The sequence below is a fragment of the Bradyrhizobium sp. AUGA SZCCT0105 genome (assembly GCF_018129565.1).
GTDB lineage: Bacteria > Pseudomonadota > Alphaproteobacteria > Rhizobiales > Xanthobacteraceae > Bradyrhizobium.
On the sequence record NZ_JAFCMK010000005.1, the window covers coordinates 565,169 to 579,985 of the forward strand.

13 protein-coding genes are annotated in these 14,817 nt (G+C 67.0%); 6 read left to right on the plus strand and 7 right to left on the minus strand.

Features of this window, described 5'->3' with window-relative positions:
* Nucleotides 1-204 precede the first annotated feature (204 nt).
* From JQ573_RS25685 to JQ573_RS25695, 3 genes are all read left to right on the plus strand, one after another.
* Nucleotides 205-414: a hypothetical protein gene (locus tag JQ573_RS25685; RefSeq protein ID WP_016839740.1), complete on the plus strand. Its 210-nt coding sequence runs from the start codon at nucleotides 205-207 to the stop codon at nucleotides 412-414.
* A gap of 209 nt (nucleotides 415-623) precedes the next feature.
* A complete protein-coding gene (locus tag JQ573_RS25690) occupies nucleotides 624-1,199 on the plus strand; it encodes a hypothetical protein (RefSeq protein ID WP_212315601.1) in 576 nt (191 codons plus the stop codon).
* 22 nt (nucleotides 1,200-1,221) lie between these two features.
* Entirely contained in the window at nucleotides 1,222-1,995 is a 774-nt protein-coding gene (locus JQ573_RS25695) for a hypothetical protein (protein ID WP_212315599.1), read from the plus strand.
* Here the strand turns inward: JQ573_RS25695 and JQ573_RS25700 are convergent.
* The gene (locus JQ573_RS25700; RefSeq protein WP_212315597.1) at nucleotides 1,992-2,879 is read right to left on the minus strand and encodes a metallophosphoesterase; all 888 of its coding nucleotides are present in this window, start codon (nucleotides 2,877-2,879) and stop codon (nucleotides 1,992-1,994) included. The genes JQ573_RS25695 and JQ573_RS25700 overlap by 4 nt on opposite strands.
* A gap of 147 nt (nucleotides 2,880-3,026) precedes the next feature.
* Here JQ573_RS25700 and JQ573_RS25705 point away from each other — a divergent pair, with 147 nt between their 5' ends.
* The 3 genes from JQ573_RS25705 to JQ573_RS25715 all read left to right on the plus strand — a co-directional run bounded on the left by JQ573_RS25705 (nucleotide 3,027) and on the right by JQ573_RS25715 (nucleotide 4,499).
* Nucleotides 3,027-3,515 (plus strand): NUDIX domain-containing protein, encoded by a 489-nt coding sequence (locus tag JQ573_RS25705; protein WP_212315595.1) that lies wholly within the window; start codon nucleotides 3,027-3,029, stop codon nucleotides 3,513-3,515.
* A gap of 39 nt (nucleotides 3,516-3,554) precedes the next feature.
* Nucleotides 3,555-4,067, plus strand: coding sequence for a GNAT family N-acetyltransferase (locus tag JQ573_RS25710; RefSeq protein ID WP_212315593.1), 513 nt, complete (start codon nucleotides 3,555-3,557; stop codon nucleotides 4,065-4,067).
* Nucleotides 4,068-4,181: 114 nt separating this feature from the next.
* The gene (locus tag JQ573_RS25715) at nucleotides 4,182-4,499 is read left to right on the plus strand and encodes an EthD family reductase (RefSeq protein ID WP_092124536.1); all 318 of its coding nucleotides are present in this window, start codon (nucleotides 4,182-4,184) and stop codon (nucleotides 4,497-4,499) included.
* 185 nt (nucleotides 4,500-4,684) lie between these two features.
* Here the strand turns inward: JQ573_RS25715 and JQ573_RS25720 are convergent, their stop codons facing one another.
* From JQ573_RS25720 to JQ573_RS25745, 6 genes are all read right to left on the minus strand, one after another.
* A complete protein-coding gene (locus JQ573_RS25720; RefSeq protein WP_212315591.1) occupies nucleotides 4,685-7,045 on the minus strand; it encodes a TonB-dependent receptor in 2,361 nt (786 codons plus the stop codon).
* Nucleotides 7,046-7,168: 123 nt separating this feature from the next.
* Nucleotides 7,169-7,591, minus strand: a complete 423-nt coding sequence (locus JQ573_RS25725; RefSeq protein ID WP_212315588.1) for a DUF2946 family protein — start codon at nucleotides 7,589-7,591, stop codon at nucleotides 7,169-7,171.
* A 164-nt stretch (nucleotides 7,592-7,755) separates the two neighbouring features.
* Nucleotides 7,756-9,819 (minus strand): hypothetical protein, encoded by a 2,064-nt coding sequence (locus tag JQ573_RS25730; protein ID WP_212315586.1) that lies wholly within the window; start codon nucleotides 9,817-9,819, stop codon nucleotides 7,756-7,758.
* A gap of 147 nt (nucleotides 9,820-9,966) precedes the next feature.
* Nucleotides 9,967-12,777 (minus strand): DUF4159 domain-containing protein, encoded by a 2,811-nt coding sequence (locus JQ573_RS25735; protein ID WP_212316427.1) that lies wholly within the window; start codon nucleotides 12,775-12,777, stop codon nucleotides 9,967-9,969.
* A complete protein-coding gene (locus JQ573_RS25740) occupies nucleotides 12,777-13,718 on the minus strand; it encodes a DUF58 domain-containing protein (protein WP_212315584.1) in 942 nt (313 codons plus the stop codon). Before JQ573_RS25740 ends, JQ573_RS25735 begins: the two co-directional genes overlap by 1 nt.
* The gene (locus JQ573_RS25745) at nucleotides 13,718-14,722 is read right to left on the minus strand and encodes a MoxR family ATPase (RefSeq protein WP_212315582.1); all 1,005 of its coding nucleotides are present in this window, start codon (nucleotides 14,720-14,722) and stop codon (nucleotides 13,718-13,720) included. Before JQ573_RS25745 ends, JQ573_RS25740 begins: the two co-directional genes overlap by 1 nt.
* Nucleotides 14,723-14,817: the final 95 nt, after the last annotated feature.

The following is a 14,817-nucleotide window of genomic DNA, read 5'->3' on the forward strand; positions in this document are numbered from 1 at the left end:
CAAATCGACATTTATTACAAGTTCAGATGTTACATGACATCACCAATAAAAAACAAGGCGTCTGTACGAACTTCCCGTTTTCGCGTTTATCTCCTGACACGCGCTTCGCAATGCTCTGTCAAGAATGTCGATACGGCGAGTAGATCGCGGGGATCAGAATTCAGGCGGCTGAGCAAGGGCAGGATTTTTTAGAGGAGACTGACGATGAGCAAGGGCAGCAATTTCTGGGTGATCGGCGGCGAGTTCGGCTCGATGAACTTCCACAAGCTCGTCGAAGGCTCGGCCCAGGTCCGCGGTCCGTTCAAGACCCGCAAGGAAGCCGAAGAGTGCTGGAAGGAAGTCTCGGAAGAGAGCCGCCACAAGGCCGGCGTGCGCTTCTCGATCGTCGAGGAGCCGTCCCGGGTTTCGGCCTGACACCAAAATTACCTGAGCTAAGAAACGTCCAAGGACGGCGGCCCCATCCGGTTCATCCGGGTGGGGTCGACCGCTTTTGGGACAGTGCCGGGATCTTTCATCTGGGGATAAGTGGCCACCTAAGTGCTTGGGAACCAACGTGCTTTGCGGACGTCATGGTTGCTGATAGGTTAATGGGTAGGCAACCCGTCACCACGAGGCCGTAAGGCATGTCCGATCCGCACAACACCGGCAGCGAGGCGCGCGAGATGCGTCCGACGCTGCGAGAGGCGCTGCGGCGGGCGCGGATCGAGGCGGCCGATCGCACCGGCGTCGTCGTCGAGTTGCGCGATGCCGAAGTGGCGCGGCTCGAGATCCTCAACGACGCGCTCGATCCCTTGTTTGCGCAGGTGCCGGAGAAGGTCGATCTGTTCGACCGCGGCATCAGCCAAGGCGAGACGCCGCGGCTGTGGATCGACGTGGTCGCGCATGTACTGATGGGCCGCGACAAGCGCATCTACCGCTTCGTGCAGGACACGAGATTCGGCCGCATCGTGCTTGCCGAATCGCACGACGTGGCCGTGATGGTCGATGCGGTCACCGACTATGTCGCGCGGCGCATGATCGAGCGCGAGCATGCGATGGTGGCAACGCCGCTTCCGGTTGCCGAGCCGCCGGCTCCGCCGCCCGTGCCGATGGTGGCACCGAAGCGCCGCGGCGGGATCGGCATGTTCGTGCTCGGCTTCATCCTGGGCGCGCTGGCGCTGTTCGGCTTCGCGCTGCTGGCGAGCGTGCAGAACTTCTAGCCGCTGACGGGCGGGGGGCATCGTGGTCGTAACTCCCGCCTCGGCATTTTTCGGCATTCTGGCGGCGGCCGCGGTGGTCGGCAGCGCCGTGCTGTTCGGCAAATGGCAGACGCTGCGGCGCGCCGAATATATCCGCACCTTCAAGTGGCCGGCGGGCCTATTGGCGCGGCTCGAGAAGCATCACCCCGGCTTCGCCCGCAAGGACAGTGCGCTGGTGTCGCGCGGCCTGCGGCAGTTCTTCCTCGCCCATCTGATGAGCGGCAAGCGTTACGTCTCGATGCCGTCGCAAGCGGCCGACGACCTCTGGCACGAATTCATTCTCTACACCCGCGAATACGACGCGTTCTGCCGCCGGGCCTTCGGATCCTTCCTGCATCACACGCCCGCCGTCGTGCTGGTGAAGGAGCGGCGCCGGAGCAACGAAGGGCTGCGGCGGGTCTGGTGGTATTGCTGCAAGTACGAGAACATCGATCCGGTCAGGCCGACGCGGTTGCCGCTGTTGTTCGCGCTGGACGCCAAGCTCAGCATCGCGAACGGCTTCATCTATCACACCGACTGCGAGGCACTGCGCCGCAGCGGCATCGGTGGCAGCAGTCCGTATTGCGGCGGCGATTTCGCCGACTCGTCGATCGATGGATCGTCGGCGGGTTTTGGCGATGCCGGCAGTGACGGAAGCCATGGTGGCGACGGCGGTGGCCACGGCGGCGGTGATGGAGGTGGCGGCGACGGTGGAGGTGGCGGCGACAGTGGAGGCGGCTGCGGCGGTGGGTGTGGCGGCGGCGGGGGCGGTGATTAGGATAGCCGCACTTGTTTCAGTTCGTGAATGCCGTCGTCAGCGCCGAGCCCGCGCACGGTCTGCTCGCAGCGCCAGCCATTGCCGTCGCGCTCGATCGAGAACAGATTGTAGGCCGCCGCCGGATAGTGCTTGCGCGCCAGCGCCGATGCCGACGGCACGCCGATCGCCGGGATTTTCCGCTCGGGGCCGTCGAACCACATCGTCGAATGGATGTGGTCATGGCCATGCAGCACCAGCTCGACGCCATGCCGCTTGAGCAGCGCCAGCAGCTGATGCGAATCGGTCAGCCGTTTGGCGCGCCCGTCGGAGTGCAGCGGGTGGTGCACCAGGAGGACGCGAAAGGCCTCCTCCCGCGCCAACTGCGCGAGGATCGTATCCAGCGCAGTGAGCTGGGCATGGCCGAGCCAGCCGGTCGCCATCAGCGGCGGCGTCGGCACGGCCGAGGAGACGCCGATCAGCGCCACCGGGCCGCGGCGGCGCACGAACGGAAAATGTGTCGCCGCGCCATCGGCGTCGCCGCGCAGATAGTCGCCGAAGTGACTGACGAAGCGATGCCGGGTCGCGCGCACATAGGCGTCGTGATTTCCTGGGACCACAGTGACGTCGGCAGCGCCGCCGACACCCTCGAGCCATTGCCGCGCCGGATTGAACTCGGCATCCAGCGCCAGGTTGACGAGGTCGCCGGTTACGGCGATGTGGTCCGGCTGCTGCGCCTGCATGTCCGACACCAGCGTGTCGAGCACGTCGCGGCGATGATATTTGTGACGGTTGCGCGTCCAGTTCAAATAGCCGAAGGCGCGCTTGCCGGCGAGATCGCGCAGCCGCGCCGCCGGCAGCGGCGGCAGATGCGGATCCGACAAATGCGCGAGACGGAACGCCGCCATCACGCGATTCCCTTCGGATTGTCGGCGAAAAGTGGCCGGCAGCCGGTCATGTCGTGCTATCCCGAACGTCCTGCCCTGTATTGGCAAGAGCTGCGCAGGCGCGCAAGGATCAAAGCACGGATCAAGCACCATGATGTCGAGGGTTCAGTGACGGTCCTGCTCGATTTACGCAAGCGCTACGAGCCGCAGATCAGGTGGGTGTTTCATCTCTACTGGCGGCTGGCCCGCAGCATGACGCTCGGGGTCCGCGCCGTGGTGCTCGACGCCGACAACAAGGTGTTCCTGGTCAAGCACAGCTATGTCCAGGGCTGGTATCTGCCCGGCGGCGGGGTCGAGGTTGGTGAAAGTTTTATCGAAGCGCTGCGGCGCGAGCTCAAGGAGGAAGGGCGGATCGAGCTCGACGGCACGCCGGTGTTGCACGGCATCTTCCACAACAGCCACGTCTCGCCGCGCGATCATGTCGCGGTCTATGTCGTCAGGAACTACCGGCAGGACCGGCTGCCGGAGCCGAATCGCGAGATCGTGGCCTGCGGCTTTTTCGACACGGCTGACCTGCCTGATGACACCACCCCCGGTACGCGGCTGCGGATCGCGGAGGTGCTCGACGGCAAGCCGCCGCCGGCGACATGGCGGTGATGGACCGCGCGCGCGCCAGATGCTATCCCGCGCCCCACAATGACAGAACTGTCCCTGACCATCCTGCCCGAGACCCCGAAAGACGCCCAGGCGATCGAGCGCCTGCACGAGCGCACCTTCGGGCCTGGCCGCTTCGCGCTCAGCGCCTACCGGTTGCGCGAGCATGTCGATCATCTGCTCGACGTCTCCTTCACGGCGCGGATCGGCACGCTGCTGGTCGGCTCGGTGCGCCAACTCCCGGTCACGGTCGGCGATACGCCGGCCCTGATGCTCGGACCGTTGACGGTCGAGCCGCCGTTCCGCAGCCGTGGCGTCGGCCGCGCGCTGCTCGAGCGTGCGATCAACGACGCCCGCGCCAAGGGCCATCGGCTCATCGTGCTGGTCGGTGACGCGCCGTACTATTCGCGGGTTGGCTTCAAGCCGGTCCCGAAGGGACGGATGACGATGCCCGGCCCCGTCGACTACAGTCGCCTGCTTGTCATGGAACTGGTCGACGGCGCTGCCGAGGGCGTATCCGGGCCGATCCAGCCGGACTGGGGCAAGGCGATCTGACATCCGCGCGAGCGTCGCCCGGAACGGTTGCGCGCTATCGGAAACTGAAGCACAGTTGAGCCAAGCGCCGGGACAAGACCGGCGCATGTCATATCAACAGGGAGAGTGCGCGCCATGATCAAGGTCAGTGTGATGTATCCGAACAATCCAGGCGCACGCTTTGACCACGAGTATTATCGCGACAAGCACATGCCGCTGGTGAAGGCGCGCCTCGGCGACGCCTGCAAATACTACACCGTCGACAAGGGTCTCGCCGGCGGCGCACCGGGGACGCCCGCAACCTATGTCGGGATGTGCCACATCTTCTGCGACTCGGTTGAGGCCTTCGCGGCCGGCATGGGCAAGCACGCCCAGGAGATCATGGGCGACATTCCGAATTACACCGATCTGCAGCCGGTGATCCAGATCAGCGAAGTCGTCGTCGGCCACTGATCGTTTCGATCGAGCGAATCTCGCGACTCCGCTCGCGTCAGAGACGCTTGTAGCCCGGATGGAGCGAAGCGAAATCCGGGATCAGTTCCGCCGCGGGCGCAGCGTCCCCAGATTGCGCTGCGCTCCATCCGGGCTGCGCGGACCATTGATCCCTCTGCCGCTGATGGCAGAGGGATACGCTTGTCTCAGAACTTCAGATTGGCGAAGGCCCGCACGCCGAGGCCCGGCATCAGCACCTCGTCCTTGGTGTAGGACACCGAGTTGCGGATGTTCTGGTTGAGCAGATTGTTGCCGGCCAGACCAAGCGTCATCTCGCGCGCACCGATCCATGATTGATTGAGCTTGGTGTTGTAGGTGATCTCCGCGTTCAGCAGATTGTAACCCGCGGTCGGGGTCTCACCGATGACCGCGATGTCGTTCTGCGCGAAGGCGTGCACCAGGTTGATGCGGGTGAACCAGTTGCTGTCGCGCCAGTAGACGCCGCCGCCGAGCCGCACCGGCGGAATCCGCGGCACGTTGCTGCCGTCGGTGAAGGTGGCGCGCACCACGTCGAACTGGTTCTCGATGCCCCAGATGCCGCCGTTGAGCGGGCCGATGTCGATCTGGCTCTGGAATTCGGCGCCGCGGAAGATGGCATCGCGCTGCGAATAGACCGCCTGGCGGCCCTCGTTGTTGGGATCACCATTGCCGCAGGAATCGAAATCGCTGCCGCACATCACCCCGGTCAGGCGGCGATAGATGAAATTGCTGAAGCGGGTGTAGTAGGCGGTGGCCTCGAAGCGGAACGGGCCGGTCGCCTTGCGCAGGCCGACCTCGACCGATTTCGCGGTCTCGATGGTCAGGTTCGGATTGCCGATGTCGAAGGTCGCGGTCGCATCGTGCGCGCCGCGCGAGAACAGCTCGGCGGGCTTCGGCGCACGCTCGACATATTGCGCCGTGATGCTGCCGACGAGGTCGCCGGGCAGGTTCTGGATCAGCCCGACACTGCCGCTGACCGGCGTGTAGGACGGATTGCGCGCGACCGAGCTTTGCGGCGCGCCGTCGGGCAGGAAGTCCGCCGGGAAATCCGGCGTCGATCCGTGCAGGTCGACATGCTCGATGCGGCCGGCGAGTTGCGCCTTGGTCGAATCCGTGAACTTGAACTCGTTGAAAACATACCCCGCGATACGGTTGTTGTTGTTCGGGCTCCATAGGCCGTTGAACAGTGCGCCTGGGTTGTCCGGGCTCGGCGCGGTCAGCTCCTGGTGTCCGCCCTGCAGGCCGAACGCCGTGGTCACCGTGGCGAAGCGCGCGTTGAACGGCATCATCTGCACCTCGACGCGGGCCTCCTGCTCCTTGCTGGTGAAGGTCTGGCGCACGCCGTCGCTGAACAGGTCGGTCGGATCGGCGAGGCCGAGCTCGTTGTGGCGATAGTCGGTTGCGCCGACCCAGAACCGTACGGCGTCGATCGCAGCAGCATCGGGCCGGTACTCGCCCTTGACGGCGATCTTGGTCTGGTGCGCGTCGATCCGGGTCTGGTGATCGGCGCCGTCGATTCCCGGAATGTGATAGAGCGAGTCGTTCTGGGTGATCGACGCGCCGATATAGCCGCCCTGGAAGAAATAGGACGCGCCGACCGAGGCACCGTCCGACTGCGTCGCGGAGTTCGGCTGGCGGCCGTTCACCGGCCGGGTCTGATCGAACAGATACGGATAGCTCGGGATGCTGTAGTCGCTGCTGGTGCGGCCATAGACATCGGCATGCACGGCGACATTGTTGCCGCCGGCGTCCAGCAGCATGCCGCCCTCGACGCCGCGATTGACCGAGCTCACCGACGTGCGGGTCTCGACATTGAGGCAACCGGGCGCGGCGCTGTCGGCCAGCGGCGCCTTCACCGGCAATCCGTAGCTCTGGAACGGCGTCGCCGCGCAGGTCGGCATCGCGTCGGGAATCCGGTTATTGGTGGCACTCACCACGCCGCCGATCGAGGTCGAGCCGTAGCGCAACGCGGCAGGTCCCCGTACCACCTCGATCTGGTTGGTCGAGAACGGATCGATCGGCACAAAATGATCTTCGCCGAGATCCGAGACGCCGCCGCCGCCGAGGCCGTTCTCGACAATGCCGACGCGGTTGACGTCGAGGCCGCGGATGATCGGCCGGCTCGATGCGCCGGGTGCGAAACTCGAACCGGTGATGCCGGGCTTCGAGAACAGGAGATCGCCCAGCGTCGCGCCGCCGGAGCGCCGCAGCTCCTCGTTGGGCACCACGGTGACCGTTGCGAACTGGTCGGTGACGACAGGCAGCACGCCCTGCTGCGGTGCCGGCGCTGCTTGCGCGGGTTGCGCGGCTGGGGCGCGTTCGCGGTTGCGGCTAGGTGCAGCCCGGACGACATGAACCGGCGCGCGCGTGGGCACGGTCCGATGCCGCTGGATCGGGCTTGGCGCCGTTACCGTGATGTCAGGGAGTTGCGTCGGCGTGTCGTCGGCCAGCGCGCCGCCATGCATTGCGCCGAGCAGCAGCCAGCTCGCGCCTCCAATGTGGAGTGCTCGTTTCTTCTGAAGTGTCATTGTCCCGATCCAAGTCCTGATCCAGGCCCGTCGAAATGACGGATCGATCCCGATTTGCCCTGGCGGAGCAGGCCGCAACTGTGGCGCGGCCGTCCGCTCAGGGCGTGCAGCAATCAGTCGATGTCAGGACAAGGGAGGTGCGCGGGAGTGGAAGGCCGCAGGCGCCGACTTCAGATGGACGAATTCGGCATTGGTGGTGCGGAACAGAAGCTCGACGGCTTCCGGCAGCAACAGCACCGGCGGCGCCGTGAACAGCATGCTGCTCGCGAGCGAGATGACGGTGCAGATTGCGCAATGATCCGCCGGATGCCGGTCGTTGTCGTGCCTCGTGGGCGGCGCGGTCCCGTTCACCTGGACCGCAAGGTCCGGCGTCGCCGAGGTCCCGATATAGGCGAGATCGAGCAGCGACAGGCCGGTCTGGACCGCGGGCGCCGCTTGCACGGCCGCAATGGGGTGGAAGTGCCCGAACGACAGCACGAACTGGACGGCGAGCGCGAACAGCGCCAGCCGCGAGCCAGTCTTGATGCGCCTCCGGAACCACTTCATGCGATAGCGCCCACCCAGTCGGGAGCGCGCGAATACCCCAGCGGTCCCGATGTTACATTATAACATCGGATGGCGGACGCGATGTCAACCAACGTTCAGACACACTGTGTCGATGTGTTGCCGGTGTGTGTTTGCCGCAACGCAGACGCGAGCCCCGACCGGACTCAGCGTCCCTCACGCAGCCAGGTTGCCGCGAATGCGCCGAGCAACAGCAGCAGGCCGACCAGGCCGGCGAACATCGGCAGCACGCCGACGCCCTTGACCACGCTGGCGTCGCGCATCTTGACGCCGAGCCAGCCGTCGCCGCGGAAGATCGTCGACGCGCGCACCGGCACGATGCGCGGCATGTCGAGGCTCGATCCGTCGACGATGCGCCGCGCGTCGCCGCCGGTCGCCTGCGCCAGCGGCTTCAGCATGTCGGTGGTCGAGGTGACTTCCGAGAATTCCTTCGGGTTGGTCGGGCCGACATTGATCAGCGCCTTCAGTGTGCCGTCGGTGGCCTGCCACAGGCCGAGCTCGCTCGCGGGCAATGTTGCGCGCCACTCGCCGGGATCGCCCGCGGTCAAAGTCAGTTCATGCGTGGCGCCGCTCGGCGACGTCACGGTGACCGGCGCGACGGTGTCGGCCATGGTCTGCCGCACCACCATGAGATCCTTGCCCTGCACCTGCATGCGCAGCGCCTCTTCGTCGAGGTCGGGCTGCTTCATCAGCCAGTGCGACACCCGCCGCAGCAGATCGAGATGCGGTCCGCCGCCTTCATAGCCGCGCGCCCACAGCCAGATATGGTCGGAGAGCAGCAGCGCGACCCGGCCTTCGCCGAACCGCGACAGCAGCAGCAGCGGCTTGCCGTCGGCGCCGGTCATGACCGGCGGGTTGATCGCGTTGCGGGTGTCGACGGTGCGGAAGAACCGGCTCCAATGCGGCGGCTCGGCATTCGAGCCTTCCAGCCCGCGCGTCACCGGGTGACGTTTCCCGGCATCGCTCAGATGCGCGTAGAACGGCTTCTCGGTGACGCCGACCGGCTCGGCCGGCAGCACCGAATCCAGCGGCGTGCGCCAGATGCTGGTGGTCGAGGCGTAATCGGGACCGGCCGACACCAGCACCGCGCCGCCGGAGCGGACATAGCGCGCGATGTTGTCGAAATAGGCGATCGGCAGCACGCCCTGGCGGGCGTAGCGGTCGAAGATGATCAGCTGGAATTCGTTGATCTTCTGCTGGAACAGCTCACGGGTCGGAAACGCGATCAGCGACAGCTCGTTGATCGGCGTGCCGTCCTGCTTCTCCGGCGGGCGAAGAATGGTGAAGTGCACGAGATCGACGCTGGGGTCGGACTTCAAGAGGTTGCGCCAGGTACGCTCGCCGGCATGCGGTTCGCCGGACACCAGCAGCACGCGCAGCTTGTCGCGCACGCCGTCGATCGCCACCACGGCGCGGTTGTTGACCGGCGTCAACTCGTTCTCGAGCGGCGAGGCCTCGATCTCGACGATGTTGGGACCGGCATGCTTGATGTCGATGTCGACGCTCGAGGTCTGGCCGCTGCTCAGCGTGCGCTCGTTGATCACCTCGCCGTCGCGGCGGATCGTGACCTTGGCGCGCTCGCCGGTGACGCCCTGGTCGTCGAGCCGGTAGGTGATGGTCTGGGTCTGGCCGACGATGCCGAAGCGCGGTGCGGCCGTGATCGCGATGCGGCGGTCGCGCTCGTCCTTGCGGCCGGTGATCAAGGCGTGCACCGGCGCCTGGAAGCCGAGCGCCTGGGCGTTGGCGGGAATATCGTGCACGCGGCCGTCGGTGATCATGAACGCGCCGGCGACGCGCTCGACCGGAACGTCCGACAGTGCCGACGTCAGCGCGCCGAACAGCTTTGTTCCGTCGGTTTCGCCGTCGGCCTGGCCGGCCTCGACGACGCGCACCTCGAGGCCCTTGACCTGCTTCAGGCTGTCGACCAGCGCCTGCCGTGCCTTGTCGGTCTCCTGGTTGCGGGTGCCGAAATTCTGGCTCGGGCTCTTGTCGATCACCACGGCGGCGACCGAGGTCAGCGGCTCGCGGTCCTCGCGGGTGAAGGAGGGATTGGCCAGCGCAAGCAGGATCAGCGCCAGCGCGGCGACACGTACCGCGGCGCCGCGCGCGCGCGACAGCAACAGCAGTGCCGCGATGACGACGATCGCGCCGAGCGCGATCCACAGCACGAGTGAGGGAACCAGCGGTGTGAACGCGATACCGTAGTTCATTTTATCCACCCAGCGAAGTTGGCGTCATCCTGAGGTGCGCGTCGCACTTGCGGCGCGCCTCGAAGGATGTGTTTGCGGCCATCCTTCGAGGCTCGCCCAGCGGCGCAATTGCGCCGCAAGGCTCGCACCTCAGGATGACGGTGGTGCTCATTGTCCCAGCCGCTCGATCAGGGCAGGCGCGTGCACCTGGTCGGCCTTGTAGTTGCCGGTCAGCGTGTACATCACGATGTTGACGCCGGCGCGGAAGGCGAATTCGCGCTGGCGCGGCTCGCCCGGGGTCAGCGGCAGCATCGGCTGCCCGTCGGGACGGATCGCCCAGGCGCCGGCGAGATCGTTGGACGTGATGATGATCGGCGAGACGCCGTCGCCGCCACGCGCCGGGCGCTGTGCGGCTTCCTCGTCATCCTCGCGCGGCAGCGCCTCGACCCAGGTCTGGCCCGAGTTGAAGCGGCCGGGGAAGTCGCGCAGCAGATAGAACGTCTTGGTCAGCACGTGCTCGCGCGGCACCGGCTCGAGCTCGGGCACGTCGAGGGTCGACAGCAATTCGCGCAGCGTCTGCATGCCCGGCGTCTGCGACGCGCCATTGTCGCCCGGCGGCGCCTCGACGGCGTCGCGGGTGTCGAAGATCACGGTGCCGCCCTGCTTCATGTAGGCGTCGATCTTGTTGATGGCGTCCTGCGCCGGCTTCGGCGCGCCCGGCACGATCGGCCAGTAGATCAGCGGGAAGAATGCCAGCTCGTCGCGCGCGGGATCAATGCCGACGGGATCGCCGGCTTCCAGTGCGGTGCGCTGGCCGAGGAACAACGTCAGGCCGGACATCCCGGCCTTGACGATGGAATCGACGTCGGCATTGCCGGTCACGACATAGGCCAGCCGCGTCTGCGACACCGCCTTGATGGCGAAGTCATCGCTGCTGGCGTTCTGGGCGCGCGTCGGCGACGGCACCATCATGGTGGCAAGGATGAAGGCCAAGGCAAGCACCGCCGGCGCGGCGCGCCGCCGGATCAGCGCGGCAAGGCCGCCGCCGAGCATCGCCACCACGATCGCATCGAGCAGGAACAGCGCCAGCGCCGTCGACAGCATGATGCCGCGCAGGTCACGCGGCTCGGTATTGGTGTAGGTCGCATGCTTCGCGCGCAGGCCGGAGGTATCGAGCGGCGCGATGCGGTCGGCGGAGGCCAGCGTGTTGACCGCGATCGGGCTCTCGGCGGTGCCGTAGAAGCCGGGCGGATGGTCCGAGGTGCCGCGGTCGCGATAGTCCGCCGACATCGGCTTGGCGGTCGACGGCGGCGGGCCGAAGGCGCCGAAGCCGTCGAGCGTGCGCAGCGGCGCCACCGTCTCGGCGTTGGGATCGCTGGCGACGCCAGGGCCGGGCTTGGAGGTGTAGCCGGACATGTCGATCAGCCGGCGCAGCATCTCTACGAAAGTGCCGGACATCGGCAGGTCAGACCAGCGCATGTCGGCGCCGACGTGGAACAGGCTGACCACGCCCTTGCCGCGACGCTCGCCGGTGACGAGCGGCGTGCCGTCCTCCAGCGAGGCCCAGCTCTTGGTCGCGAGCACGGCGTCGGGCTCGGCCAGCACCTGGCGGCTCACGGTGATGTCCTTCGGCACGGTGAGGCCAGTGAACGGGCCGTCGGCGGCGAACGAGGCCATGTGTTGCGGCTTCTCCCAGGTCAGGCTGCCGCCGAGCGTGCGTCCGCCGCGGCGCAGCTTGACGGGAACGAGGTCGTCATCGGCCTGGGCGAGGCGAGGGCCTGCGAAGCGCACCAGCACGCCGCCTTGCTCGATCCAGGCATTGAGCCGGTCGCGGATCTCCGGCGACAGCGTGCCGACATCGGCCATCACGATCATCGGCAGCCGCTGGTCGAGGAATTGTCCGATCACCTGCTGCGGCGCGCCGCGATCGCCGAGCCTGACGTCGGCGAAGGGCGACAGCGCGCGGGAGAGATAGAAGGTCGAGGCCAGCAGCGGCTGGGCGGTGTCGTTGCTCGCGCCCGAGACCACGCCGATGGCGCGGCGGCGCCAGCGCCGGTCGAGCAGCTGCACGGCGCCGGCCGAATGCTCACCGGAGATTTCGAGGCGCGCGATGTCGTTGCGCAATTCGACCGGAAGATCGAAGGCGGCTTCGGTCTCGCGCTCCTGCGGGCCGAATGCGTAGCGGGCCTCGCCGATCGGCGAGCCCTTGGCGTCGACCGCGCGCACCGTACCAGCCGCGATGCCGCTCTCGGTGCGCAACACCTTCACCGTCATCTTGGCGGCGGCGTTCTCGGCCGCGACCAGCGCTTGCGCGGATTGCGCGCCGCCGGCATAGATCGTCAGATTGCGGCTCTCGATCACCTTGCCGAGACCTTCGGTGAATTCGCTGCCGCGGCCGGTGTCGACGCCGTCGGACAGCCAGGCGATGTCGCAGTCGCCGGTCGATTTGAGGAAACGTTCCAGCGTCGCCAGGGTTTCAACGCGGTCGACCGAGTAGGGTTTTGGCGCAAGCTGGCGCAGCGCGACGCGCGCGGCGCCGGCCGGCATCAGCGTGATGTCGCGCGTCGGCTCGGACAGCGGCACCAGCGCGACGCCGCGGCGGTCGCTGTCGGCATTGGTGACGAGCTCGTCCGCGGCCTTGATCCGCGCATCCCAGCTCGAGGCCGCGCTCCAGCCGTCGTCGAGCAGGATCACCAGCGGCTGCTTGCCGGCGGCAACGCCGGTCTGCGGATTCCAGATCGGCCCAGCGGCGGCGAAGATCACCAGCGCGGCGGCGGCGAGCCGCAGCAGCGTCAGCCACCACGGCGTGCGCGACGGCGTCTCCTCCTTGGGCGCGATGTCGAACAGCAGCCGCGTCGGCGGGAATTCGATCCGGCGCGGCCGCGGCGGCATCACACGCAACAGCCACCACAGCACCGGCAGGCTGACCAGCCCCAATAGCAGCAATGGTTCGGCGAAGGAGAGCGGGAGGCCTGCGATCATGCGCTGCGTCCCGCCTTGACGGTTGAGCGGCCGCCGCCCTTGCTCACCATCATGCCGGCGTGCAGGAACAGCAGCAGTTCGGCCGCGGAGCGGCTGGTGGTGTGGGTCGAGAACAGCCAGTCGAGCCGGTTGGTCTCGGCACGGATCTGGTCGCGATGCAGCGCGACGCGCGCGACATAGTCGCTCGCCCAGCTCTCGGCGCGGCCCGCGGTGATGACGCTGCCGGCCTCCGGCTCGACGAATTCGACGCGGCCCGAATAAGGAAAGCTCTCCTCGGCGGGATCGACGACCTGGATCATCGTGCCGTGCGCGCCCGACGAGGCGAGCCCGGCCAGCATGGTCGTGATCTCCGCGATCGGCGACCAGAAATCCGACAGCACGACGACTTCGGCCAGCGACGACGGCACGAAGGACGGCGGCAGGCTCGCGCGCGTCGTCTCGTCGTGCAACATCGCCTCCGCCATCTTGTCGATCACGTTGAGGCTTGCGGTCGGGTTCAGCAGGCCGGGAATGCCGACGCGTTCTCCGCCCGCAACGAGCAGCTCGGCAAGCGCGAAGGCGACGATCAGTCCGCGCTCCAGCTTGCTGTCGCGTGCCTCGCGCGAGGCAAAGGCCATCGAGGGCGAGCGGTCGGGCCAGATCCACACCGTGTGTGCGGCCTCCCACTCCTGCTCGCGGACATAGAGATGGTCATCGCGTGCCGAGCGGCGCCAGTCGACGCGCTGCGACGGCTCGCCGGATACGAAGCGGCGGTATTGCCAGAAATTCTCGCCCGAGCCGGCGCGGCGGCGGCCATGCAGGCCATGGATGACGTTGGCGGCGACACGGCGGGCCTCAAGCACAAGACGCGGCAGCGATGCGGCGAGCGTTCGGCTTTCGCCATCGGCACGTCGAACCGCCAGGATCTCCTCGTTCTGGTGCCTGTTGTCTGCCGCCATCAACCGATCCGCGTCTTCAGCTGCTTGATCACGTCAGGAATGGTGCGGCCCTCGGCGCGCGCCGAGAAGGTCAGCGCCATGCGATGTTTGAGCACGGGCTCGGCGAGATCGAGCACGTCGTCGATCGACGGCGCGAGCCGGCCGTCAAGCAGCGCGCGGGCGCGCACCGCCAGCATCAGGGCCTGGCTGGCGCGGGGACCGGGTCCCCAGGCGATCAGCTTGCCGGCTTCGCCGCCCTCGGTGCCGGGGCGCGCGGCGCGCACCAGCGTCAGGATCGCCTCGACCACGGAATCGCCGACCGGCAGGCGGCGCACCAGGCGTTGCGCGGTGATTAGCGTCTCGGCGTCCATCGACGCCTTGGCGAGCGTCTCATCGGCACCGGTGGTTTCGAACAGGATGCGCCGCTCGGCGTCGCGATCGGGATAGTCGACGTCGATTTCCATCAGGAAGCGGTCGAGCTGCGCCTCGGGCAGCGGATAGGTGCCTTCCTGCTCGAGCGGATTCTGCGTCGCGAGCACGTGGAACGGCTTCGGCAAATCGTGCCGCGCGCCGGCAATGGTGATGTGCTGCTCCTGCATGGCTTGCAGCAGCGCCGACTGGGTGCGCGGGCTGGCGCGGTTGATCTCGTCGGCCATCAGGAGCTGCGCGAACACCGGACCCGAGATGAAGCGGAACGAACGCTTGCCGGCGGAGCTCTCGTCGAGCACTTCGGCGCCGAGAATGTCCGATGGCATCAGGTCGGGCGTGAACTGGATGCGCTTGGCGTCGAGCCCGAGCGTGACGCCGAGCGTCTCGACCAGCTTGGTCTTGGCGAGGCCGGGGACGCCGATCAGCAGCGCGTGGCCGCCGGACAGGATCGTCACCAGGGTGTTTTCGATCACCTGGTCCTGGCCGAAGATGACGGTGGCGACCGCTTCCTTGGCAGCCTTGATCTGGCTCGCGACCTGCTCGGCCGAGCGGACGATCACATCTTCCAGTTTTTCGACGCTGTCTGCACCGGCCATTCGATCCGCTCCTTCTTGACGATGCGCTCGATTCTCGCGTCGTCACCACATGGACCGCATGCTAAACCTATGCGAAGGCCATGTATTCGTTGAAT